Source organism: Burkholderia sp. ABCPW 111 (assembly GCF_000773065.1).
Classification (GTDB): Bacteria; Pseudomonadota; Gammaproteobacteria; order Burkholderiales; family Burkholderiaceae; genus Burkholderia; species Burkholderia savannae.
Genome location: NZ_JPWT01000077.1, coordinates 138,215 through 159,522, shown reverse-complemented (window position 1 = coordinate 159,522; position 21,308 = coordinate 138,215). Strand labels below are relative to the sequence as shown.

Here is a 21,308-nt window from a genome sequence, read left to right as displayed (position 1 = left end):
CCTGATATTCAATTCTGTTGCGTGCCGGCTGCGTAGGCGCTCAGGCGGTCAAAGCCACCTGCATGCCGGCGAGCCGCGCGCGGACCGAGGTATCGAGCACTTCGTCGCCAACCGTCACGCGCACGCCGCCGATCAGCGACGAATCGATTTCGACCGTCGGCTTCAGCTTGCGCTTGAACCTGCGCTCGAGGTTTTCGACGAGTTCGGTGAGCTGCGCGCCTTCCAGCGGGAACGCGCTGACGATCAGCGCATCCGCCGCGCCTTCGCGCGCATTCTTCAGCTCGTCGAACTGCGCGGAGATTTCCGGCAACAGCGCGATACGATGATTTTCGACCAGCATCCCCACGAAGTTCTTCGCTTCCGCAGTGGTCGCGAGCGGCGCCTTCACCGCGGCGAGCAGCAGCTCGCTGACTTGCGCGCGGCTCACCTTCGGACTCGACGCGACGGACAGCACTTCGGGCAGGTGCGCAACCTGAGCCAGCTCTTGCACGAGCGTAGACCAGGCGGCGATGTCACCACCCTCGGCCACGCGGAACAGCGCTTCTGCGTAAGGGCGGGCGATGGTTGCAAGTTCGGCCATGATCAGAGCTCGGCTTTCAGTTGATTCAGCAGTTCGGCGTGGGCCGCATGATCGACTTCGCGCTTCAGGATCTGCTCGGCGCCCTTCACGGCCAGCGAGGCGACTTCGCCGCGCAGCGTTTCACGGGCCTTCACGATTTGCTGATCGGCATCCGCCTTCGCCTGAGCGATGATGCGGGCCGCTTCGGCCTGGGCGTTCGCCTTGATTTCTTCGGCGACAGCCTGCGCGCGCTTTTCGGCTTCGGCGATGCGCTGCTGGCCGTCGTTACGGGCCTGCGCGAGTTCCTGGTCGACGCGCTTGTGCGCCGCTGCGAGTTCCGCCTGCCCCTTTTCCGCAGCCGAGAGGCCATCGGCAATTTTCTTCGAGCGCTCGTCGAGGGCGTTGATCAACGGCGGCCACACGAACTTCATCGTGAACCACGCGAGGACCAGGAACACGACCATTTGCGCAAACAGGGTTGCGTTGAGATTCACGGTGTTTCCTTAATCTGCTATTCCGGAAAAATGAAACGACGAGGAGCGCACCGAAAAAAGCTTTCGAGTCGCGCTCACTTTCCGTTCCGCCCTGCGCCGGCAAGCCTGGCGCATTGGTATTTCCGAGGAACCCTTAGCCCGCGAGCTTCGACAGGAGCGGGTTCGCGAATGCAAACAGCATGGCCACACCCACGCCAATCAGGAACGCCGCATCGATCAGACCAGCCAGCAGGAACATCTTCGTTTGCAGCGGGTTGATCAGTTCCGGCTGACGTGCGCAAGCTTCGATGTACTTGCCGCCCATCAGGCCGATACCGATACAGGCGCCGATTGCACCCAGGCCGATGATGATACCGATACCGATAGCGGTCAGACCTTGGATGTTGGCGATGAAAGCTTGCATGATCACTCCTTTGAGAAAAGACTTGGAACTGGAATTAAAAAACTGAAAACAAACCTGCTTGATTGTCCGGCACGCTTAGTGCGACTCGTGCGCCTGACCGAGATACACCAGCGTCAGCATCATGAAAATGAACGCTTGCAGCAGAACAATCAGAATGTGGAAGATCGCCCAGATACTGCCTGCGAGGACATGACCGATGAAGCCGAGTATCGTTGCGTCCGCACCGAAGCCCCACATGCTGCCGAGGAGGGCGATCAGCAGGAACAGCAACTCACCCGCGTACATGTTGCCGAACAGCCGCATGCCGAGCGACACGGTCTTCGCGACATATTCGACGATGTTCAACGCAAGGTTCGGAATCCACAGCAGCGGATGCGCACCGAACGGGGCCGACAGGAGCTCGTGCGCGAAACCGCCCGGGCCCTTGATCTTGAGGCTGTAGTAGATCATCAGCACGAACACGCCGAGCGCGATGCCGAGCGTGCCGTTCAGGTCGGCCGTCGGCACGATGCGATGATGCGAAATGACTTGCGACAGGCCCAGCAAGCCGATCACGCGGCCCGGCAGGTCGACGGGGAGGAAGTCGAGCGAGTTCATCAGCGCGACCCAGACGAACACGGTCAGCGCGAGCGGCGCGATAAAGGTACGATTGCCGTGAACGACCGCCTTCGACTGGTCTTCGACCATTTCGACGATCATTTCGATCAGGCACTGGAAGCGCCCCGGCACGCCCGGCGTCGCCTTGCGCGCGGCCAGGCGCAGGATGAGGATGGTGACGAGGCCGCAGACGATCGACCAGAACAGCGTGTCGAGATTCCAGACGTGGATATCGAAGATCGACGTCTGATGCGCGGTGGAAAGGTTTTGCAGGTGGTGCGCAATGTACTCGGACGGGTCCAGAGCACGCGTTCCTTCGCTAGCTGCCATAATCGTTGATGTCACCCAAATTGTCGAAAATCGGTTATCCGCTTCGCCGCAATAGCGCATTGCGGGAACGGGCCCACGCGAGAACTGTCGAATCCACGCGCGGCACTTGATGCCTTATCGCCAGGCGAGCGCAATCCAGTACGTCTTCAGCACCAGCAGATACGTGACGAGCAGCGGCACCCAATGCGCGTCGGGGTACCCCCAGGCGACAGCAACGAACATCGCAATCGTCGCGCCCATCTTGAGTACTTCGCCGATCACCCAACCCATCACGGTATCTGCGCCTTTTTGCTTCAGACGCGCCGCGAACAACGCACTCGGCACCCAGCCGATCGCTCCGCCCAGAAATGCCGATTGCGCAGCGGCGCCCGGCGACTTCGAAAACAGCCACCACGCCAGCGTTGCAACCAGGGACAAGACCATTTGCGCGATCACCACCCGGTAAGGCGTGACGCGCGATGGCCGGCTCACTTCGGGACCGAACAGCGCTTGCGCCTCGGCCCGCGTGAGCGGAACGACATCATTTTCTTGCTGCTCGGCATCCCAGTCGTCCGCGGCGGATTCGCGCCGCTCGACGGCCCCCGAAACGGTGCGTTGCGCTCGCCGATCTTCGTGCCATTTACCCGGCGCTCGATCCGCCATCGCAGTTGTCCGCTCAATCCCTGTTCGGCCCTAAAGCTTTCCGAAAGCTTTCAGGGGTGCCTAACTAACAAATCCGGGCGATTGTAAGCGATAGTTGCAGGTGATTCAAGGCTTTAGACGCGACAAAAATCCGTATGAAACGGCGCTTCATGATGCGAAAAGTTCGTGAATTTTTGGCGTGCGGCGGCAGTTGGAAGGCGTGTGTTTTTCATTGGTCGCGCGCCGCGCGACGCCCCCCTCCCCGCCCCTTTCCGGGGCGTGCGGCTGCTCAAAAATGATGCAGCATCAGCACGCCGAGCATGGCGCTCGCAATGCCGAACGGGATGCTCACGAGATGGAACGGCAGCCACATCCCGCGCGCGCGCGATAGCCGGATCGCGATCAGATTGGCGAGCGAGCCGATCGCGATGCCGAAGCCGCCGACACTCACGCCAAACGCGAGCGCGCGCCAGTCGCGCGTGAACTCGGACAGCAGGATCGCAGCCGGCACGTTGCTGATGCCTTGCGAGAGCAACGCGCCCGCCGCGTATGCGCGCAGCGGCGTGTCGAGACCGATGCCGGCGATCGTCCGATGGACCGCCGGCAGCGAGGCCGCACTACGCAACACGACGAACATCAGCACGAAGATCAGCAGCAACAGCCAGTCGATCTTCAGCACGGCATCGCGCCGCACGACCAGAAAAATCGCGGCGACCGCGCAAAGACCGACAGGCGCACGGTGCGCGTCGGCAAGCAGCACGAAGCCCGCGAACATCGCAACGGCCGCGAACGCGTGAGTGCGATCGACCGGCCGTTCGGCGCGGTCCTTCGACAAATCGAGCGGACGGCCGTCGAACGCGCATGCTGTCATCGCGAGCAGCAGCGCCATCAACACGAGCGCGAGCGGCCCAAGCGCGATCACGAAGCGGCCGAACGAGACGCCGCTCAACTGCCATAGAAAGAGGTTTTGCGGATTGCCGAGCGGCGTCGCGATCGCGCCTGCGTTCACGGCAAGCGCGATGTAGATCACGAGGCGCTTGAACGGCAGCGGCGTCAGCTCGCGCAGCGACAATACGAGCGGAATCACGACGAACAGCGCGACGTCGTTCGTGAGCCACACCGACAACGCCGCGGCGAACACGACGAGCAGCGCGGCAAGCGCGCGCTCCGAGCGCACGCGATGAACGATCCGATGCGCGAGCCACATCAGGAAGCCCGACAGCTCGAGCGCCTTCGTCAGCATCAACAGGCCGGCGAGCGTCGCAACCGTCTGCCAGTCGACGAGCTGCACGAGCGCGCTCGCCGATTGCGGACGAACGAACTGCAGTGAGATCAGCGCCGCGACGAGGATCGACAGAACCGGCTCGTGCCGAACGAACGCGACGATGCGCGCCAGCGCGCGGCGGCCGATCGAATTCGACACGTCGGCGTTACGCGGTGACGTTGCCGCGCAATCGCGCAAGAATGCCTTCGAGCGCGTCGAGATCGCCGAAGTCGATCGTCAGCTGGCCCCGTCCGCGGCGACCGACCTTGATCTTCACGTTCGATGCGAGCAAATCCGACAGATCTTCTTCGAGGCGCCGCGTGTCGCGACCGCCGTCGTCCTTCGCGCGCGCCTTCACCGCCGGCTCGGCCTTCGTCGTGTGCGTGACGAGCTTCTCGGTTTCCCGCACCGACATCCGCTTGTTGACGACCTGATGCGCGAGCGTGATCTGCGTCGCGGCATCGACGGCGAGCAGCGCGCGGGCGTGCCCCATGTCCAGATCGCCCGCAAGCAGCATCGTCTGCACGGGCGTCGCGAGATTGAGAAGACGCAGCAGGTTCGACACCGCGCTGCGCGAGCGGCCAACCGATTCCGCCGCCTGCTCGTGCGTGAATCCGAATTCGTCGAGCAGACGCTGGATGCCGTGCGCCTCTTCGAGCGGATTCAGATCCTCGCGCTGGATGTTCTCGATCAGCGCCATCGCGGCAGCGGCCTGGTCGGACACGTCCTTCACGAGCACCGGCACTTCCTCGAGGCCGGCGAGGCGCGCCGCGCGGAAACGCCGCTCGCCCGCGATGATCTCGTATTTGTCTGATGAAACGGGGCGAACGAGAATCGGCTGCATCACGCCCTGCGCGCGGATGCTTGCCGCGAGTTCTTGCAGGCTGCCCTCGTCCATTCGGGTACGCGGCTGGTATTTGCCCGCCTGCAGCTTGCCGAGCGCGAGCACGTTCGGCGCACCTTCGATCTTCACCGCTTCGGTGATGTCGGCGCTGCCGCCGAGCAGCGCTTCGAGGCCGCGCCCCAAACCTTTCTTCTTCGCTACCGCATTCATGTTCTGTTCCCTCGATTCTCGTCTGGAAGGCTGGCTCACAGCGCACGCACCCGCTCGATCATTTCCGCACCGAACTGGATATAGGCTTGCGCGCCACGCGAGCCGCGGTCGAACACCACACCGGGAAGTCCGTAGCTGGGCGCCTCCGCGAGGCGCACATTGCGAGGAATCACCGCGTCGAAAACCTTGTCGCCAAAATGCGCCTTCAGCTGATCTGACACCTGCTGCTGCAGCGTGATCCGTGGATCGAACATCACGCGCAGCAGGCCGATCACCTTAAGGTCGCGATTCAGGTTTGCATGCACTTGCTTGATCGTGTTGACGAGGTCGGACAAGCCCTCCAGCGCGAAGTATTCGCACTGCATCGGGATCACGACGCCGTGCGCCGCGCACAGCCCGTTTAGCGTCAGCAGCGACAGCGCAGGCGGACAATCGATCAGCACGAAATCGTAGTCGTCGGCGACCTTCGCGAGCGCGGCCTTCAACTGGCGCTCGCGATTTTCCACGCTCACCAGCTCGATTTCCGCGCCGGCGAGCTCGCGATTCGCCGGCAGCACGTCGTACTTCACCGCTTCGGGACGCACGCGCGCGTCCGCAACCGTAACACCGTCAACCAGCACTTCATAGACCGTCGACTCGCATTCCGCTTTGTCGATACCGCTGCCCATCGTGGCATTCCCCTGCGGGTCCAGATCGATCAGCAGCACGCGTTGCCCCTGCGCTGCGAGGCTCGCGGCGAGATTGACCGTCGTCGTCGTCTTGCCGACGCCGCCCTTCTGGTTCGCCACGCAGAAGATCTTTGCCATCGTTGGTATGTTCCTTCTCTTCAAATGGTCCGAGCGCCTGCGGCGCACCGATTAAATTGCTTCGTCGAGCTCGACTTCGATCAAATGCCGCTCCGCGTCGAGCGACGGGACCGTTAGACGGATCATCTGTTTGACACGCGCACCGGCCGGTAGCCGGCCGATTTCTTCATCGGGACGCACGCCCTTCATCGCCCAAATCGAACCGCCCGGCGCGACGAGATGCCGGGAAAGTGTAACGAAGTCCGCCAGATCCGCGAATGCCCGCGATACGATCACATCGAATTTCCCTGGGACTTCGGCGCCGGAACGCAGCGTTTCGACACGTCCCGTCACGACGGACAGATTGCCGAGCTTCAGTTCAGCCCTCGCCTGCGTCTGGAATGCGGATTTCTTATGGACGATGTCGTTCAACGTCACCTGCCATCCGGGCAGCGCGATAGCGAGCACGATGCCAGGCAGACCGCCGCCGGAGCCGACGTCCAGCGCGGTCGCCACCGCGCCGCGCGCACCGAGATGCGGGACGATCGACAGCGAATCGAGGATGTGTTGAATCAGCATCTGCCGCGGATCGCGGATCGCGGTGAGGTTGTAGACCGCGTTCCATTTCGCGAGCAGCGCGACGTAATCGAGCAGCGCATCGCGCTGCGCATCGCTCAATATGACGCCCAGCGCTCGCGCACCATCCGACAGCAACGTTCCCAGCGTTTCCCGGCTGGCATTCGGGGCTTGACGACGTTGTGCCGTCATTGTTGCGTCGCGGCGTTGTTGATTTCTGCGTCGGCGTTCGGCGCGCCGTCCGCGCCCTTTCGCCGGCCTAGCCCACGCTTCTTCAAATGCACCATCAGCAGCGAGATTGCAGCGGGCGTCACGCCCGAGATCCGCGACGCCTGCCCGATCGTTTCCGGACGGAACTGGTTCAGCTTCTGGCCCACTTCGAACGACAAGCCACGCACTTCGCTGTAGTCGATCCCGTCAGGCAATCGCGTGTTCTCATTCGCCTCATTCCGTTCGATTTCACCGGCCTGGCGCTCGATGTAGCCCTGATACTTGATGCCAATCTCGATCTGCTCCCTGATCTGGGCAAGCAGAATTTCGTCATCGGCCAGCGGCTCGGTCGGGCCGCATTCGCCGCCGCGAAGCCCACACACGCCTTCATAGCTGACGCCGGGACGGCGCAACAGCTCCGCCAGGCTGTATTCGTGATCGATCGGCTTACCGAGCAGCGCAGTCGCCTCTTCGGCCGGTAGCGTCTTCGGCGTCACCCACGTCGTGCGTAGCCGTTCTGTTTCACGTGAAACAGCGTCGCGCTTGCGGTTGAATGCATCCCACCGGACGTCATCGACAACACCCAGCGCGCGTCCGGTTTCGGTCAGCCGCATGTCTGCGTTGTCTTCGCGGAGACTCAACCGGTATTCGGCACGGCTCGTAAACATCCGATATGGTTCGGAAACTCCCCGCGTGACCAAATCGTCGACGAGCACGCCGAGATAGGCCTGGTCGCGACGCGGACACCACACCTCTTTTTCCTGTGCAAAGCGGCCCGCATTGATGCCGGCAAGCAGCCCCTGCGCCGCCGCCTCTTCGTAGCCGGTCGTGCCGTTGATTTGACCCGCAAAGAATAGGCCGTTGATCGCCTTGGTTTCCAGCGACGACTTCAGGGCGCGCGGATCAAAATAATCGTACTCGATTGCATAACCCGGGCGCAGGATATGCGCCTGCTCGAGACCGCGCATCGAATGCACGAGCGCAAGCTGCACATCGAACGGAAGGCTGGTCGAAATGCCGTTCGGGTAGAACTCGTTGGTCGTCAGCCCTTCCGGTTCGAGGAAGATCTGGTGCGAATCCTTCGATGCAAAGCGATGGATCTTATCTTCGATCGACGGGCAATAGCGGGGCCCAACGCCCTCGATAACGCCTGTATACATTGGCGAACGGTCGAGACCGCTGCGAATGATGTCGTGCGTGCGCTCGTTCGTGTGCGTCACCCAGCACGGCAGCTGTTGTGGGTGCTGCTCGGCTCGCCCGAGGAACGAGAACACCGGAATCGGATCGAGGTCGCCAGGCTGTTCTTCGAGTTTCGAGAAATCGATCGTCCGGCCGTCGATACGCGGCGGCGTTCCGGTCTTCAGCCGCCCTTGAGGCAGCTTCAGCTCCTTCAACCGCGCCGACAGCGACACGGCAGCCGGATCGCCAGCGCGACCGCCCGTATAGTTGTTGAGCCCGACGTGAATCTTGCCGTCCAGGAACGTTCCGGCCGTCAGCACCACCGCGCGCGCCCGGAATCGAACGCCAACCTGCGTGACCGCACCGACCACACGGTCCCCTTCCACCATCAGGTCGTCGACGGCCTGCTGGAACAGCCAAAGATTCGGCTGATTCTCCAGACGACACCGAATCGCCTGCTTGTACAGCACGCGATCGGCCTGCGCGCGCGTCGCGCGGACCGCCGGCCCCTTCGATGAATTCAGGATACGGAACTGGATACCGCCTTCATCTGTGGCGCCCGCCATCGCACCGCCAAGCGCGTCGACTTCCTTGACCAGATGGCCTTTGCCAATCCCGCCAATCGACGGGTTGCAGCTCATCTGCCCAAGCGTTTCGATGTTGTGCGTTAGCAGGAGTGTCTTGGCGCCCATTCGAGCGGAAGCCAATGCGGCCTCCGTGCCGGCGTGACCGCCGCCGACGACAATGACGTCAAATTCAGTGGGATAAAGCATTGCGGACTTCGTGCAGGACGGCGCACGAACCTATCAGAGAAATGTATGGGCCGAATTATAGCGGGTTCGCTTTTGGCCCGAATCTCGTTCGAACGGCCGACCAACAAAAAACGGCGTGTTTCACGTGAAACACGCCGCCGATCGAAGCGCGCGAAGCGGCCCTTACACAGCCTTCTTCGCAAGCCCGAGGTAGGTTTCGATCACCCTGGGATTCCGGGCAAGCTCGCCTGCCGGGCCTTCCAGCGCGATCTCACCGGTTTCGAGCACATAGCCGTAGTCGGAGATCTGCAAGGCCGCGCGCGCATTCTGCTCGATCAGCAGCGTCGCTACGCCGGTTCCACGCAGCGCGCTGATGATATGAAAAATCTCCTTCACGATCAGCGGTGCGAGCCCGAGGCTCGGCTCGTCGAGCATCAGCAGATCCGGCTTACCCATCAGCGCGCGTCCAACCGCGAGCATTTGCCGCTCACCGCCCGACAGCGTTCCCGCCGTCTGCTTGCGCCGCTCCTTCAGCCTCGGAAACAACGTGAAAACCGGCTCGAGCTGGTCGAGAAAGTGTGCGTCACCGGCCATCTTCAGCCGGTATGCGCCGAGCACGAGGTTGTCCTCGACCGACATCGTGCCGAACAGCTCTCGCTTTTCCGGCACGAGGCACATCCCGCGCGCGACGCGCTGCTCGACCGGCAACGCATTCACGTCGTCGCCGCGGTACCGGATCGCGCCGGCCGAGTGGCCGGTCGTCGGCAACGCGCCCATCACCGCGCTAAGCAGCGTCGACTTGCCCGCCCCGTTCGGGCCGATCACAGCGACGATCTGCCCCGCTTCGACGTTTAGCACCGCGCGATGCAATGCTTCGACCTTGCCGTAGCGCACCGACAGATCGCGCACTTGTAGAATCGGCGTTATTTGGCCCATCATTCGACTCCGCCGAGATAAGCTTCCAGCACCGCGGGGTCCTGCTGTACGTCTTGCGGCAGCCCCTCGGCAATTCGGACACCGAATTCCATTACGACCAGCCGATCGGTCAGGTTCATCACGAAATCCATATCGTGTTCGACAAGCAGCACGCTCATCCCTTCCGCCCTCAACTTACGCAATAGTTCAGCCAGCCGCTGCTTTTCCTGGTAGCGCAGGCCGGCTGCGGGCTCGTCGAGCAGCAAGAGCGTCGGATCGCTGCACAACGCGCGGGCAACCTCGAGAATTCGCTGCTGGCCGAGCGCGAGGCTGCCCGCTTCGTCGTACATGTGCGCTTCGAGGCCGACGCGCCGGATCTGGTTCGCGGCCTCGGCCATCAGCCGCGCCTCCTCTTGCGCATTCAGTCTGACGATACTGCGCCAGATGCCGGTCGAGCCACGCAGATGCGCGCCGATCGCAACGTTCTCCAGTGCGGTCATTCCAGGCAGCAATTTCACGTGCTGGAATGTGCGACCGATGCCCCGCTTCACGATTTCACGTGAAACAAGTTGGTCGATACGCTCGCCGCGGAACGTGATCTCGCCGCTTGTCGGCCGCAGCACGCCCGTCACGAGATTGAACGTCGTCGACTTGCCCGCCCCATTCGGGCCGATCAGGCCGACGATCTGCCCCGCCAGCACGTCGAAACTCACGTCGTTCACCGCGACGAGCCCACCGAACTGCTTACGCACGTTGTCGACGGCGAGCAGCGTCTCGCCGGCCCGCGGCCGCGCGCGCTGCGGCAGCGGCTCCGCATGGCCCGGAGCCCGGGCAGCCGGCTCGCGCGGAAAGAGCTTCGCGACGAAAGGCCAAACGCCCTGCCGTGCGTACTGCAGCAGCAGGACCATCAACACGCCGAACACGATGATCTCGAAGTTGCCTTCCGCGCCGAGCAGCTTAGGCAGCAGCGTCTGCAGATAGTCCTGCAGCACGGTGACGATCGCGGCGCCGAGCACCGCGCCCCACACGTGCGCGACGCCGCCGACCACCGCCATGAACAGGAACTCGATCCCATGATTCAGCCCGAACGGCGTCGGGTTCACTGCACGCTGCAGATGCGCATACAGAAAACCCGAAATCGACGCGAGCACCGCCGCATAAACGAAGATCGCCACGCGCATCCATCCGGTGTTCACGCCCATCGCCTCGGCCATCACGCCCCCGCCCCTCAACGCACGGATCGCACGCCCCGGCCGGCTATTAAGCAGGTTCTGAACAGTGACGATCGCCGCGAGCACGGCGATCCAGATCAGGTAATAGAGGCTGCGGCCGGTATCGAGCGCCTGCCCGAACACGGCAAGCGCCGGAATGCCGTTGATCCCATCGTATTTGCCGAGCCAATCGAGATTACCGAACAGGAAGAACAGCGCGAGCCCCCAAGCGATCGTTCCCAGCGGCAGAAAATGGCCTGAGAGGCGCATCGTGACGGCGCCCAGCACGAGCGCGACGAGCGCCGTCAGCGCAATACCCGCGATCAACCCGAGCCACGGCGACGCGCCGTAAGCCGTCGTCAGATACGCAGTCGCGTACGCGCCGATGCCGACGAACGCAGCCTGGCCGAAGCTCGTCATCCCGCCGATGCCGGTCAGCAGCACGAGCCCGATCGCGACGATCGCATAGAGCCCGATGTAGTTCAGCAGCGTGATCCAATACTCGGGCACGCGCGCCGCGCCGGGCAGCACCGGCAGCGCGAACAGCACGACGAGAAACAGCCAGAACGCCTTGTTGCGCAAGATCGCCTTCATCGCGTCACGCCTCCTCGTCTTCGGTTTGCGGCGCCGCAAGGCTGCGCCATAACAGCACCGGCACGATCAACGTGAAAACGATCACTTCCTTGTAGGCGCTCGCCCAAAACGACGAATACGATTCGAGCACGCCGACGAACAACGCCCCCGCTGCCGCGAGCGGATAGCTGACGAGCCCGCCGACGATCGCGCCGACGAAGCCCTTCAGGCCGATCAGGAAGCCGGAATCGTAGTAGACCGTCGTCAGCGGCCCGACGAGCACGCCGGACAACGCACCGAGCCCTGCCGCCAGCGTGAACGCGAGCCGCCCGGCCTCGGTCGTGCCGATGCCGACGAGCTGCGCGCCGAGACGGTTCACCGACGTCGCACGCAGCGCCTTGCCGGGCAGCGTGCGCTCGAAATACAGATAAAGCGCGACGATCAGCACGAGCGCGGCACCGGCCACCCAAGCGCTCTGCATCGAAATCGACAGGCTGCCGACGGCGAGCGACGCATCGGAGAACGCGGTCGTGCGCGAGCCTTCCGCGCCGAACATCACAAGCCCGAGCCCGACCAGCGCGAAATGCACGGCGACCGACACGATCAGCAGCAGCAGGGTCGTGCTTTCGGCGATCGGCTGATAGGCGAGCCGATAGATGAACGGCCCGAGCGGCACGACGATCGCGAGCGTGAGCGCGATCTGTGCGATCATCGGCAGCGGCTGCGCGGCGGCGCTTCTCGTCACCGCGTAGATCGCGAGCGGCAGCAGCACGTAGCGGCTCGCGAGCGTCGCCAGCGTACGCGCGAGCTGATGACGGCGCGCCCGATACCGAATCAGCCCGCCTACTTCGAGCATGAAGCACGCGATGCCGGCGCAGAACAGCAGCCAGCAGGTTGCCGGAAACTTCTGCGCCTGCAGCGCGGCAAGCGTCAGCGCGCCGTACGTGACGAATTCGCCCTGGGGAATGAAGATCACGCGCGTGACGGAAAAGACGAGCACGAGCGCGAGCGACAGCAGCGCGTAGATTGCCCCTGTCGTGATGCCGTCCTGCGCAAGAATCGCCGCGATAGAGAAATCCATGTGGTTTCTTCGGTTGAGAATGCGTCGACGGAAAAAACGGAAGTACGGCCGGCGCGACGGCCGCTGTCGCGAAGCGGCGCGCTGTGACGGCGCTGGACGTCACCCATCATCCGGCAAAAGGACGAGACGCGCCGCTCGCCGATATGGGTGCGAAGTGAAAACCGTGCCGCGCCGCGTGATGCATCGCATGCGGAAGGCGAAGCCCTTCGCTCTCGACGCGTGCCGTCCCGCGCCGCGCTGCGCGGTGCGTGCGCAACGCAACGCAACGCGAGACGAGGCGCACGCGCATCAGCCGCCGTTCAATCGGCCTGCAGCTTCCACTTGTCGCCGACGATCTGCACGATCACGCGGGCACGCGCGTCGAAGCCGTTGTGATCCGCGGGCGTCGTATTGATCACGCCATGCGATACCGGCAGATCCTTGACGTTCTCGAGCGCGCCGCGCAGCGCCTCGCGGAACGCCGGCGTGCCGGGCTGCGCCTTCTTCAGCGCGTCGGGAATCGCGCGCTGAAGCATCAGGCCGGCGTCCCACACGTGGCCGCCGAACGTCGATACCGCGCCCGCGCCGTACGCCTTCTCATACGCGGCCTTGTACGCGAGCGCCGGCTGCTTCGCCGGGTTCGAATCGGGCAACTGGCCGGCGACGAGCACGGGCCCCGCCGGCAGCAACTCGCCGTCGCAATCCTTGCCGCACACGCGCAGGAAATCGTTGTTCGCGACGCCGTGCGTCTGATAGACCTTGCCCGTGTAGCCGCGCTCCTTCAACGTCTTCGCGGGCAACGCGGCGGGCGTGCCGGCGCCCGCGATCAGCACCGCGTCCGGACGCGCGCCGAGCGTCTTCAGCACCTGCCCCGTCACCGACGCGTCGGTGCGGTTATAGCGCTCGTTCGCGACGATCTTCAGCCCGTTCGCCGCCGCGGCCGCGCTGAACACGTCGTACCAGCCGGCGCCGTATGCGTCCGCAAAGCCGATGAAGCCGACCGTCTTCACGCCGTGCTTCGCCATGTAGCCGGCGAGCGCGTCGGCCATCAGGCGATCGTTCTGCGGCGTCTTGAACACCCACGCGCGCTTCGCGTCCATCGGCGCAATGATGTGCGCGCTCGCCGCGAGCGAAATCGTCGGCGTCTTGCCTTGCGCGACGACATCGATCATCGCGAGCGCATTCGGCGTGATCGACGAGCCGACGATCGCGTCAACGTGATCCTCGTCGATCAGCTTGCGCGCGTTTTGCACCGCGCGGCTCGTGTCCGACGCGTCGTCGAGCACGATGTACTCGACGCGCTTGCCGCCGATTTCCGTCGGCAACAGCGCGACCGTGTTCTTCTCGGGAATGCCGAGCGACGCGGCGGCGCCCGTCGCCGACACCGTGACGCCGATCTTCACCTGTGCCGATGCAAGCCCGGCGGTCAACAAGCAGCCGGCCGCAAGCGCGGCCTCGATCCATCGGTTCATTTTCATTGTGTGTCTCCAAACGCTGCGCGAAATGCGATCGATCGCGCCATTGCGACGCGACAAGCCGATCGAACCTGCACGCCACCGCGGCCGGTTTCACGTGCAACCGCGAATCGGCGCGGGGCGCGTTTTGTTTTGTTGCGCTCCCCAGTGCGTGCGCATCGCACGCCCCTTCTGCTGCTGTCTTGCAGTCCGCTATTGCTGCAATCCTCCGACCGATGCCGTACGCCGAGCGGCCGCGAGAAACACAGGCGGTCGCATTCGCCCGCCGTCGACGCCGTCGGCCGCGCGATGCAGCGCGCTCGGTTCCGCGCGGGCACGCGCTGGCGGTCGACGATTTCGGCGGTCACGCTCGGGCGTCAGCCGAAACCGGTCTCATCGGTGGCGCTCGCCTCGAACACGCGACTCGCCGACGGCGACGTTCTTCCCTTCGCGCTCCCGCACGCCGCGTGCCGCATGTGGCGAGACGCCGGCGTACCAGGCGAGCCGTGTTCCCGCGCAATCGCAATCGCGCGCGGCACGCGCAACGCCGCGTCGCGCGCGTCACCGCTGAACGTCGACGCAGTGCCGGCACGGCACGCGTTTGCCGCGCGCTTGCATGCGAGCGCGGACAGCGCGGTTGAATTCGAATCGGGATGTTGATCGGCGAAGAAAAGCCGGCCAACGTGCAGATGCGTGCGTTCGCAGTCGCTGCCGCACGCGCGCCGAAGATCGTCGTTTGCGACGCCGTACGCCGGATGAATTGCGCCCCTGTGGGCGCGCGCATTCCGCGTGTCCGGCGGCAGCGCTGTCGGCATGTCCGCGCCCGCGATCAGCGCCGCGCCGAACGGCTTCGACATCGCTTTCGGCCCGCGCCCCGCCCCCGCCCTCGGCGCATCGTCGCGCGCGAAGCGCTCGATCGCGGCGAACGCGCGCTGTTTCACGGCCGCGGCACGGCCGGACTCGTCGAGCGGCCCCTCGCTCCTCGATGCATCACCACGACCAACAAGCGCGCCGAACGCAACCATCGTCGCGCCGCGCTTCGTCACGTGCTCCGCGATGGAGCTCGCGATCGGGGTGTCGTCTCGCAGCTCGCGTTGCGGCGTGTTGAAGATTTCGCCGCGCGTCGCACCGAGCGGCTCGACGATCGACGCGACGGCCGTTGGCGAAATCATGAGCGCCGGCGAATTCGCGGCGATCTCGGTCGTCACGCGCGCGTTCGCCACGCGAAGCGAACCAATCCGCGCATCGCCGTTGCCCCCGCTCGCGAGCTTGCGCACATTCGTCTCCGCCTTCGCTAAATAGGAAGCGGCGGCCGCGGGCACAATCATCGGCGCTGCCAACCGCGCGGCGACGTCGGTCAACTGGAGTGAATTCGTCATGCCGCCTTCGCCGATCGGCGAATCGCCCTCGCCCTCGCTCGCGAGCTTGCGCGCATTCGTCGCCGCCTTCGCCGAATCGGGCGCGGCGACGACGCCGCCGCTCGCCCCCCGCCCGCCGATCCCCTTCGGCGGCAGCACGATCACGTTCTTTCCGGAAATGCCGAACAACGCGGCAGGGCCAGTAGCGGAGACGGCGGGGCCGACCGCGGCGTTTGCGAACGCGGCGCGCGAGACGGCCGCCCATGCGGCTGCCGCGCCGAATCCCCAGAACCGCCACGCCCGTTTCATCGAGTTCGTCTCCGTGTCTTGCGCTCGGCCAGCCCCGACCGACGGGTCGGGGAACGGCGAGTGTAGCGGACGCTTAGAGCGCGCGACAACCGGGTGAAGCCCGCAGCGGCAAGGGCCGCGCGGCCGTGTGCGAACGGCAATCGAAGGCGGCTGGATCGGCGGAATTCGGCGAAGATCGCGCGCGGCGCAATGGCCGGCGCACAAATAAAAAGCGCTGTTGGAACGAATCCAACAGCGCTTTGGATCGGGCACTCAGTGCCTCGAATGTCTCCTCGTTCTCCACCTGCAAATTCGTTTCGCGGTGCATCAGAACTGAGACGAAGGTTAATGCAAGCTTGCCGGATGCGACAACCTAGCATTTACCCCTATGGTGCATCGCCGCACGAAATTGGGGCATGCCGGCAGCCCGGCCGGATCGGCGTTTGCCGTGCGTATTGCATCGCATTCCCAACGATCGTTGCGCACCGCACGATCGCTCAGGACGTCCGCAGCGGCCGCACGCGCGCGATCACCTCGCCGACGATTCCACGCCGGAATGCAAGCACGCACGCGATGAAGATGAGGCCCGTGACGATCGTCGCGGACTCGCCGAGCGAGCGGAACCAGTCGATGCCCGTCGCCGACGCGAGCCAGGTGCCGATGTCGCCCAGCCGATCCTCGAGCGCGACGATCAGCGCCGCGCCGACGAGCGGGCCGAACAGCGTGCCCATGCCGCCCACGAGCGTCATCAGCACGACGAGGCCCGACATCGTCCAGTACGCGTCGCTCAGCGTCTCGAAGCCGAGCACGACGACCTTCAGCGCGCCCGCGAGCCCCGCGAGCGCGGCCGACAGGATGAACGCGAGCAGCTTGAAGCGATCGGTATCGTAGCCGAGCGACGTCGCGCGAGGCTCGTTCTCCTTGATCGCGACGAGCACTTGCCCGAACGGCGAATGCACGATGCGCACGATGAAGAAGCACGCGCACGCGATGACGACAAGCACGACGTAGTAGAGCGCGAGATCCGACGACAGATCGACGAGCCCGAACAGCTTACCGCGCGGCACGCCCTGCAGCCCGTCCTCGCCGTGCGTGAACGGCGCCTGCAGATAGATGAAGTACACCATCTGCGCGAACGCGAGCGTGATCATCGCGAAATAGATGCCCTGCCGCCGGATCGCGAACAGGCCGACGACGAGGCCGAGCAGCGTCGCCGCCGCGGTGCCGGCGAGCACGCCGAGCTCGGGCGTCATGCCGAGCGACTGCATCGCGTAGCCCGTCACGTAACCCGCGGTCGCGAGGAACATCGCATGGCCGAACGACAGCAGGCCCGTGAAGCCGATCAGCAGATTGAACGCGGCCGCGAAGAGCGCGAAGCACAGCACCTTCATCACGAACACCGGATACGCGCCGGCGAACGGCGCGACGAGAAGGCCGGCGAGCAGCAGCCCGTAGAGCGCTTTTCTCTGCATCATCTTTCCTTACCGAATAAACCTGCCGGACGGATCAGCAGCACGATCGCCATGATCACGAAGACGACCGTCGCCGACGCTTCCGGATAGAACACGCGCGTCAGGCCCTCGATCACGCCGAGCATCAGGCCCGTCACGATCGAGCCGAGAATCGAGCCCATCCCGCCGATCACGACGACCGCGAACACGGTGATGATCATCGGCTGCCCCATCAGCGGCGACACCTGGATCACGGGCGCCGCGAGCACGCCCGCGAACGCGGCGAGCGCGACGCCGAAGCCGTACGTCAGCGTGACCATCATCGGCACGTTCACGCCGAACGCCTCGACGAGCTTCGGATTCTCCGTGCCCGCGCGCAGATACGCGCCGAGCCGCGTCTTCTCGATCACGAACCACGTCGCGAGACACACCGCGAGCGACGCGACGACAACCCACGCGCGATAGTTCGGCAGGAACATGAAGCCGAGATTCGTCGCGCCGGAGAGCAGCTCGGGCACGTCGTACGGCTGCCCGGACGAGCCATAGATCGCGCGGAACACGCCTTCGACGACGAGCGTGAGCCCGAACGTCAGCAGCAGGCCGTACAGGTGATCGAGCTTGTAGAGCCAGCGCAGCATCGAGCGTTCGATCAGGATGCCGAACAGGCCGACGACGACGGGCGCGAGCACGAGCATCGCCCAGTACGGCAGGCCGAGATACGTGAGCCCCATCCACGCGAGCATCGCGCCCAGCATGAAAAGCGCGCCGTGCGCGAAGTTGATCACGTTGAGCAGCCCGAAGATCACCGCGAGCCCGAGGCTCAGGATCGCGTAGAACGAGCCGTTGACGAGTCCGAGCAACAACTGGCTCAGCATCGCCGACATCGGAATGCCGAAGATGTCCATCGAATCTGCCGTCAGTCAATCTGTCAGGTTGAAATAGTTGCGCATGCAACCAAATGCGCGCAACGGTCGCGTCAGGGCCGCCGTCGCGCGCACGTTCGCCGCGCGCCGAAACGCGCGCGGCGCGTGCAATGCGTCACGTCACTTCCACAACGTGCAGCGCGTCTCCTGCTTCGTCGTGAACGCCTGCTCGCCGGGGATCGTCGCGACGACCTTGTAGTAGTCCCACGGCTCCTTCGATTCTGACGGCTTCTTCACTTCCATCAGATACATGTCGTGAATCATGCTGCCGTCCGTGCGGATGTAGCCCTTCGCGTAGAAGTCGTCGATCTTCATCTTCTTGAGCTGCGCCATCACCTTGTCGGAATCGGTCGAGCCCACCGCCTGCACCGCCTTCAGATAGGTCGTCACCGACGAATAGTCGGCCGCCTGCAGGCTCGACGGCATCTTCTTCATCTTCCCGAAGTAGCGCTGCGCCCACTGTCGCGATGCCGAATCGCGATTCCAGTACCAGCTGTCCGTCAGCACGAGGCCCTGCGTCGTCTCGAGGCCGAGCGAGTGGACGTCGTCGATGAACATCAGCAGCGCGGCAAGCTTCATCGTCTTCGTGATGCCGAATTCCTTCGCCGCCTTGATCGCGTTCACCGTGTCGCCGCCCGCGTTCGCGAGGCCGAGGATCTGCGCTTTCGACGACTGCGCCTGCAACAGGAACGACGAGAAGTCCGACGCCGACAGCGGATGCCGCACTTCGCCGAGCACCTTGCCGCCGTTCGCCTTCACGACGTCCGCGGTGTTCTTCTCGAGCGCCTTGCCGAACGCGTAATCGGCGGTCAGGAAGAACCACGTCTTGCCGCCCTGCTTCACCACGGCCGAGCCCGTGCCCTTCGCGAGCGCCATCGTGTCGTACGCGTAGTGGACCGTGTACGGCGTGCACTGCTCGTTCGTGAGCGTGTCCGCGCCCGCGCCGATGTTGATGTAGACCTTCTTCTTCTCGGCCGCGACCTGGTTCATCGACAGCGCGGTCGCCGAGTTCGTGCCGCCGACGAGCAGATCGAGCCCGCCGCGGTCCATCCATTCGCGCGCCTTCGACGCGGCGATGTCCGCCTTGTTCTGGTGATCCGCGTACACCACTTCGATCGGCTTGCCGTTCACCTTGCCGCCGAAATCGGCCACCGCCATCTTGATCGCCTCGAGGCCGCCCTGCCCGTCGATGTCGGCGTAAAGGCCGGACATGTCGGTGATGAAGCCGATCTTCACGGTGTCCGCGGCCTGCGCGGCGCCCACCGACCACGCGGCGGCGGCGGCGAGACATGCGTGCGCGAGGGTCTTCATTTTCATTGACGTCTCCTGGTGTAGTGCGTTGTGGTTGTCAGGTTATGTACATCGGGGGACCGGCAAAGCGGCGCGCTAGACGCCCAGCAGATCGTGCAGCACGGGCATCTTCCCTTCGAGCTCGGTCGCGCCGAAATGCTCGACGATGCGGCCGTGCTCCATCACGTAGAACCGATCGGCGAGCGGCGCCGCGAAACGGAAGTTCTGCTCGACCATCACGATCGTGTAGCCGCGCGCCTTCAGCGTGACGATCATCTTCGCGAGCGTCTGCACGATCACGGGCGCGAGGCCCTCGGAGATCTCGTCGAGCAGCAGCAAATTCGCGCCCGTGCGCAAGATCCGCGCGACGGCGAGCATCTGCTGCTCGCCGCCCGACAGCCGCGTGCCCTGGCTGCTGCGTCGCGACGCGAGGTTCGGGAACATCTCGTAGATGTCCTCGAGCGACATCGCGCTCTTGCGATCGCCGAGCACGGGCGGCAACAGCAGGTTCTCCTCGCACGACAGGCTCGAGAAGATCCCGCGCTCCTCCGGGCAATAGCCGATGCCGTAATGCGCGATACGGTGCGTCGGCAAATCGATCGTCTCGTGGCCGGCGACCTTGATCGAGCCGCTTCGCCGGCCCGTGAGCCCCATGATCGCGCGCAGCGTCGTCGTGCGTCCCGCGCCGTTGCGGCCGAGCAGCGTGACCACTTCGCCGCGGTGCACGGTCAGATCGACGCCGTGCAGGATGTGCGATTCGCCGTACCACGCTTCGAGCCCCGCGATCGCGAGCGCGGGCGTACCGCTTTCGACGTTGTTCAACTCGCGCTCTTCCCGTTCGCTGTGGTTCATGCGTGCGCCCCCGCGAGGGCCGCGTCCGCGCTGCCCATGTACGCCTCGACGACGAGCGGATTCTTCGACACCTCCGCGTACGTGCCTTCCGCGAGCACTTCGCCGCGCTGCAGGACGGTGATCGTGTCGGAGATGCCCGCGATCACGTTCATGTTGTGCTCGACCATCAGGATCGTGCGGCCGCTCGCAACCTTCTTGATGAGCGCCGTCACGCGATCGACGTCCTCGTGGCCCATTCCCTGCGTCGGCTCGTCGAGCAGCATCAGCTCGGGCTCCATCGCGAGCGTCGTCGCGATTTCGAGCGCGCGCTTGCGGCCGTAGGCGAGCTCGACCGTCGGCACGTGCGCGAAATCGGTGAGGCCGACCTGCGTGAGCAGATCCATCGCGCGATCGTCGAGGCGCTTGAGCGAGCGCTCGCTGCGCCAGAAATGGAACGCGGTGCCGAGCGAGCGCTGCAGGCCGATGCGCACGTTCTGCAGCGCGGTCAGATGCGGAAACACCGCGGAGATCTGGAACGAACGGATCACGCCGCGCCGCGCGATCTGCGCGGGGCGCTCGTCGGTAATGTCGATGCCGTTGTAGACGATCTGACCCGACGTCGGCTTCAGGAATTTGGTCAGGAGATTGAAGCAAGTGGTCTTGCCCGCGCCGTTCGGCCCGATCAGCGCGTGGATCGAGCCGCGCCGCACGCGCAGGTTCACGCCGTTCACCGCGGTGAAGCCCTTGAATTCCTTCGTGAGTCCGCGTGTTTCGAGAATCGTGTCGCCGAGAATCATGTTCCCTTCCTACGAAGTGAGGCGAAGCGCTGGGAGATCTCGCACAAGCGGCCACGATGCGTTCAGCGGATGTGAGGCTGCCCCCGAGCTTTGTGTGATTGCGTCGAGGCTGGTCTCCCCGCGCAAGTCGCAGATTCCGACCGCGTGTCATTGTCGCGCCGTTGGTGCAGTGCATTCATCGGGATTTGCACTTATAGGGCACGACAGACGCAAGCATTTTTTACTCGTTTTTTTTGATTTCCAGATCAATACGCTCGCGTATTGCCGCGCAGCCGATCGGTTAGCGCGAAATCGTTTCAGATCTCGCGCAAACCCTGATGCCGCATGCATTTT

21 protein-coding genes are annotated in these 21,308 nt (G+C 64.4%); 2 read left to right on the top strand and 19 right to left on the bottom strand.

From position 1 onward, the window contains the following. Nucleotides 1–40 precede the first annotated feature (40 nt). The 14 genes from X946_RS17955 to X946_RS17890 form a co-directional block, all read right to left on the bottom strand. Nucleotides 41–580: a F0F1 ATP synthase subunit delta gene (locus X946_RS17955; RefSeq protein ID WP_038750159.1), complete on the bottom strand. Its 540-nt coding sequence runs from the start codon at nucleotides 578–580 to the stop codon at nucleotides 41–43. A gap of 2 nt (nucleotides 581–582) precedes the next feature. Continuing rightward, nucleotides 583–1,053 (bottom strand): F0F1 ATP synthase subunit B, encoded by a 471-nt coding sequence (locus tag X946_RS17950; RefSeq protein ID WP_038750156.1) that lies wholly within the window; start codon nucleotides 1,051–1,053, stop codon nucleotides 583–585. A 133-nt stretch (nucleotides 1,054–1,186) separates the two neighbouring features. Continuing rightward, on the bottom strand, nucleotides 1,187–1,456 hold the full coding sequence (gene atpE, locus X946_RS17945; RefSeq protein ID WP_025990054.1) for a F0F1 ATP synthase subunit C: 270 nt from the start codon (nucleotides 1,454–1,456) through the stop codon (nucleotides 1,187–1,189). A gap of 75 nt (nucleotides 1,457–1,531) precedes the next feature. After that, the gene (gene atpB, locus X946_RS17940; RefSeq protein ID WP_038750153.1) at nucleotides 1,532–2,383 is read right to left on the bottom strand and encodes a F0F1 ATP synthase subunit A; all 852 of its coding nucleotides are present in this window, start codon (nucleotides 2,381–2,383) and stop codon (nucleotides 1,532–1,534) included. Between the two features lie 114 nt (nucleotides 2,384–2,497). Then, nucleotides 2,498–3,025 (bottom strand): ATP synthase subunit I, encoded by a 528-nt coding sequence (locus X946_RS17935; protein WP_038750150.1) that lies wholly within the window; start codon nucleotides 3,023–3,025, stop codon nucleotides 2,498–2,500. Nucleotides 3,026–3,293: 268 nt separating this feature from the next. Further along, a complete protein-coding gene (locus X946_RS17930; protein WP_038750255.1) occupies nucleotides 3,294–4,427 on the bottom strand; it encodes an SLC13 family permease in 1,134 nt (377 codons plus the stop codon). A 7-nt stretch (nucleotides 4,428–4,434) separates the two neighbouring features. Further along, the gene (locus tag X946_RS17925; protein WP_038750148.1) at nucleotides 4,435–5,322 is read right to left on the bottom strand and encodes a ParB/RepB/Spo0J family partition protein; all 888 of its coding nucleotides are present in this window, start codon (nucleotides 5,320–5,322) and stop codon (nucleotides 4,435–4,437) included. Between the two features lie 35 nt (nucleotides 5,323–5,357). Beyond that, nucleotides 5,358–6,128, bottom strand: a complete 771-nt coding sequence (locus X946_RS17920) for a ParA family protein (protein WP_004195817.1) — start codon at nucleotides 6,126–6,128, stop codon at nucleotides 5,358–5,360. A 51-nt stretch (nucleotides 6,129–6,179) separates the two neighbouring features. After that, nucleotides 6,180–6,875, bottom strand: coding sequence for a 16S rRNA (guanine(527)-N(7))-methyltransferase RsmG (gene rsmG / locus X946_RS17915; protein WP_052145114.1), 696 nt, complete (start codon nucleotides 6,873–6,875; stop codon nucleotides 6,180–6,182). Beyond that, nucleotides 6,872–8,845, bottom strand: coding sequence for a tRNA uridine-5-carboxymethylaminomethyl(34) synthesis enzyme MnmG (gene mnmG, locus X946_RS17910; protein ID WP_038750143.1), 1,974 nt, complete (start codon nucleotides 8,843–8,845; stop codon nucleotides 6,872–6,874). Before mnmG ends, rsmG begins: the two co-directional genes overlap by 4 nt. A gap of 162 nt (nucleotides 8,846–9,007) precedes the next feature. Continuing rightward, nucleotides 9,008–9,763, bottom strand: a complete 756-nt coding sequence (locus X946_RS17905; RefSeq protein WP_038750140.1) for an ABC transporter ATP-binding protein — start codon at nucleotides 9,761–9,763, stop codon at nucleotides 9,008–9,010. Next, nucleotides 9,760–11,544 carry a branched-chain amino acid ABC transporter ATP-binding protein/permease gene (locus X946_RS17900; protein ID WP_052145113.1) on the bottom strand — a complete coding sequence of 595 codons (1,785 nt, stop codon included), beginning with the start codon at nucleotides 11,542–11,544 and terminating at the stop codon, nucleotides 9,760–9,762. Before X946_RS17900 ends, X946_RS17905 begins: the two co-directional genes overlap by 4 nt. Nucleotides 11,545–11,548: 4 nt before the next feature. Next, a complete protein-coding gene (locus X946_RS17895) occupies nucleotides 11,549–12,604 on the bottom strand; it encodes a branched-chain amino acid ABC transporter permease (protein ID WP_038750138.1) in 1,056 nt (351 codons plus the stop codon). 299 nt (nucleotides 12,605–12,903) lie between these two features. Then, a complete protein-coding gene (locus X946_RS17890; RefSeq protein ID WP_038750135.1) occupies nucleotides 12,904–14,061 on the bottom strand; it encodes an ABC transporter substrate-binding protein in 1,158 nt (385 codons plus the stop codon). A 629-nt stretch (nucleotides 14,062–14,690) separates the two neighbouring features. Between X946_RS17890 and X946_RS34060 the strand changes: the two genes are divergently transcribed. Next, nucleotides 14,691–15,335 carry a hypothetical protein gene (locus tag X946_RS34060; RefSeq protein ID WP_152611738.1) on the top strand — a complete coding sequence of 215 codons (645 nt, stop codon included), beginning with the start codon at nucleotides 14,691–14,693 and terminating at the stop codon, nucleotides 15,333–15,335. 79 nt (nucleotides 15,336–15,414) lie between these two features. After that, nucleotides 15,415–15,801 (top strand): hypothetical protein, encoded by a 387-nt coding sequence (locus tag X946_RS34055; RefSeq protein ID WP_152611737.1) that lies wholly within the window; start codon nucleotides 15,415–15,417, stop codon nucleotides 15,799–15,801. A 379-nt stretch (nucleotides 15,802–16,180) separates the two neighbouring features. On the opposite strand, the gene X946_RS17880 is transcribed toward X946_RS34055, so the two are convergent. From X946_RS17880 to X946_RS17860, 5 genes are all read right to left on the bottom strand, one after another. Then, a complete protein-coding gene (locus X946_RS17880; protein WP_038750246.1) occupies nucleotides 16,181–17,155 on the bottom strand; it encodes a branched-chain amino acid ABC transporter permease in 975 nt (324 codons plus the stop codon). Further along, nucleotides 17,155–18,039, bottom strand: a complete 885-nt coding sequence (locus X946_RS17875; protein ID WP_038750132.1) for a branched-chain amino acid ABC transporter permease — start codon at nucleotides 18,037–18,039, stop codon at nucleotides 17,155–17,157. The genes X946_RS17880 and X946_RS17875 overlap by 1 nt, the downstream gene beginning before the upstream one ends. 138 nt (nucleotides 18,040–18,177) lie before the next feature. Then, entirely contained in the window at nucleotides 18,178–19,374 is a 1,197-nt protein-coding gene (locus X946_RS17870) for a beta-hydroxybutyrate-binding protein (protein WP_038750129.1), read from the bottom strand. Nucleotides 19,375–19,443: 69 nt separating this feature from the next. Next, the gene (locus tag X946_RS17865; protein ID WP_038750127.1) at nucleotides 19,444–20,199 is read right to left on the bottom strand and encodes an ABC transporter ATP-binding protein; all 756 of its coding nucleotides are present in this window, start codon (nucleotides 20,197–20,199) and stop codon (nucleotides 19,444–19,446) included. After that, complete coding sequence (locus X946_RS17860) at nucleotides 20,196–20,975, bottom strand: ABC transporter ATP-binding protein (protein ID WP_038750124.1); 780 nt, start codon at nucleotides 20,973–20,975, stop codon at nucleotides 20,196–20,198. The genes X946_RS17865 and X946_RS17860 overlap by 4 nt, the downstream gene beginning before the upstream one ends. Between the last annotated feature and the right edge of the window lie 333 nt (nucleotides 20,976–21,308).